Genomic DNA, 2553 nt, shown 5'->3' on the forward strand with positions numbered 1-2553 from the left:
ATCTCAGGGAGATAGATAACGCCATCGCTGTCCGTTGTGTAGGTGCCGACGATCTCGCCGTTTACCTTACGGACTTCAAACCTGACGCCAGAGATACGCTTACCACTGCTCTCATCACTCTTGATGATCTGCAAGCCACCTGCGGGAGTGTTATAAAAATACAAGGTCTGCGTATCGTTGGGATCAACCACGACGGTCTGTGTGCGGCTGTTCTCGTCGATGGTATAGCCCGGGATCGTCTCAACCTCTGTGACTACCACCGTGCCGGAAATACCGGAGAGGGCGATCTTGCCGTCCTTGTCCGTCCAGTACAGGCCGGTGGAGGAAAGCGTGCCGCTATCGGCATCCACATAGGAGCCATTGGCATAGACGATCTTAAACTGAACGCCCTCCAGCGGTGCCTTTGTCACAGAATCCTGCTTGACTACAATGAGGTTGCCCTTGGGCTGATTACGAAATTCCACCGTCACGACCTCGCCGGATTTGATCTTGACCGTCTGCGGGGTATCGTCGAGGATATAGCCATCCTTGGTGCGCGTCTCCTTGATGATGAGCGTCGTGTCGGGGGCAACGTCGGTAATGGTAAAAGTGCCAGCGCTATCGGTGACAAACTTACCATTGGCGTTACCAATATAATTCCCATCGGCGTCGGTGACAAGAAACTCAACATCGGAGATGGGGGCGTTCGTTACAGCATCCACCTTTTTGACGAGCACGCCGCCTTTGGGGACATTACGAAACTCCAGCGTCATCACAGAATTGCGCCTGATCTTGATGCTCTGCGGGATATCGTCAAGGATATAGCCGTCCTTAGCGCGCACTTCTTTTGCAATGACCGTCATGCCGGGTGTCAGGCTATCAATACGGATGGTGCCGGCGCTATCGGTCACATATTTGCCGTTGGCGTTGCCGATCACGCTGCCATCCGAATCCGTGATAAGAAACTCTACGTCGGAAATGGGAACGCCGGTCACGGCGTCCTTTTTGACGATAAGCAGCGAGCCCATCTTATCATTTCCGAAGGTCATGGTGATAACGTCCTGATCCTTACCGGAAAGATAGACCGTTTCCGCGGCGTCGGTGATCACATACCCGTCCGGTGCGGAGATCTCTTCGCAGACATAAGTGCCTGCCTTGAGGCCAGTCACGACAATGGTCCCATTGCTCGAAGTGCGGTACTCACCGATGACCGTGCCACCCGTACCGGAGGTGCCGCCAAGGTAGCGGATGCGGAACCACGCGCCCTCCAGCGGCTGACCACTCTCGCTGTCCACCTTGCGGATGATGATGGCGGAAAGAGGCGTGTTCTCAAAGGTTAGGATTTTGCTCTCACCACCGGAGATGAAGCATTCCTGTGTGGCAGGCTCCTTGATGGCATACCCGGACGCCGGTTCCAATTCCGTTACCTTGTACCAGCCATCCTTGATCTCAGGGAGAATGATTTTTCCGCTCGCGTCAGAAAAGTAAGTGCCGAGGTCATTCAGCTCGCCGGTGTCGGTGTGGTTGCTGCCATACCAGATCTGGAACTTGGCGCCCTTGACGGGATCGCCGGTGACGCTGTCCACCTTGCGGATCTCCAAGCTGGGCTTGAGGGCGTTGAAGAAGGTAACGGTAGAGGTTTCGCCGGGCTTCAATGCCACTTCCTGGGGGATGGGGCAGAGAATGACATGGTTGGGAACATTGATCTCCGTTACTTTGAATGTGCCAACAGGAACAGAGTCGAGGAAAATCCGCCCATGGTTATCGGTCGTGGCGCTGGTAGAAAAGCTGCCGTCGATCTGCTCGATGCGGTAGGTCACGCCCTCGATAGGCTCTCCGTTGGCGATGTTCTTCTTGATAATTTCAAGACCGGGCTTTTCATAGTCAACGAAAGTGACCTCCGAGGTTTTGCCGGGGCGCAGCGCCACGGTCTGCTCGGTATTGGTTACGATGTACGGCTCGGGAACGGATTCCTCACGCACAACATAGACACCGGCAGGAATGGCCGAGAGCGTTGCGGAACCGTCCGTCCCGGTCGTGACGGAGGTGGAATAGCTGCCGGTGACGGACTTCACCGAGAACACTGTGCCGGCGATGGGCTTACCGCTCATGGCGTCCCGCTTGGTAATCTTCATATCGGGCAGTGCGTAATTTTCGGCAGTGACCGTGTACTGCTTGTCACCATCGGTGGTATCGACATAGACGCTGATGGGCGTAGAGTCGGCGCAGTAGCCCTCCGGGGCCTCGGTTTCCACGAAGGACCACAGGCCCTTGGTGACATCCTTGACCTCAATGATTCCGCCATTTCGGGTCACATCGCTGCCGACGATCTGACCGTCGCGGTAAATATTAAATTTTGCGCCATCCAAACCACGGGTCGTTCCTGCGGCAACCTTCCGCAGCGTAATATCAGCGTCCCCAGCCGGCGGAGCAGAATCATCACCGTCCTGCGGTTTATCCTTTACCACCAGCTCACGCGGGCCATAGTAGTTGAAAAATGACTGATTTTTGCGGTTGCTCGAAAGGGCAAATACCGCCCATTTTGCACTGTCGTTCTCTACGATGGATGCGACC

General features: G+C 55.4%; 1 protein-coding gene. It reads right to left on the minus strand.

What is annotated here, in order from left to right:
* Positions 1–2348: collagen binding domain-containing protein (locus tag KQI17_RS13255; RefSeq protein ID WP_253285842.1), on the minus strand; the 2348-nt coding region annotated here is incomplete at its 3' end.
* Positions 2349–2553 lie beyond the last annotated feature (205 nt).

Origin of the sequence: Oscillibacter sp. MSJ-31, from assembly GCF_018918025.1 — a bacterium.
Taxonomy (GTDB): Bacteria; Bacillota; Clostridia; order Oscillospirales; family Oscillospiraceae; genus Hominicoprocola.